This window comes from Mesorhizobium sp. M7D.F.Ca.US.004.01.2.1, from assembly GCF_003997785.1.
Taxonomy (GTDB): domain Bacteria; phylum Pseudomonadota; class Alphaproteobacteria; order Rhizobiales; family Rhizobiaceae; genus Mesorhizobium; species Mesorhizobium loti.
This window is the reverse complement of the sequence record NZ_RZRQ01000791.1, coordinates 1-311: the sequence shown is the minus strand read 5'-3', so window position 1 is coordinate 311 and position 311 is coordinate 1. Positions and strand designations below refer to the sequence as shown.

The 311-nt window shown below is 66.6% G+C and carries 1 protein-coding gene; it reads right to left on the bottom strand.

Annotated elements, in window-relative coordinates:
- Positions 1–311: VCBS domain-containing protein (locus tag EN993_RS36835; RefSeq protein ID WP_164758114.1), on the bottom strand; the 311-nt coding region annotated here is incomplete at both ends.

Below are 311 nucleotides of genomic sequence, written 5' to 3'. Positions count from 1 at the left end.
TGTTGCCTTCGGTCAGGTCGCGCACATCGGCCGACAGCACGGCCGCGTCGTTGGTGCCCAGGATGTGGACGGTCACGGTGGTGGCGGTGCCGTCGGCGCTGACGACATTGAAGGTGTCGGTGTAGGTGGTGCCGGCGACGAACTCGTCATGGGCGGAGGATGCCGTGTAGGTCCAGTTGCCGTCGGCATCGAGGTCGAAGGTGCCGTAGCTGCCTGCGGCAGCCACCTGGGGCACGAAGTGGGGATCGCTGTCGACATCGGAGATGGTGAGCGTGCCCGACGTCGAGATGTCGGCGGCCGTGTTGCCTTCG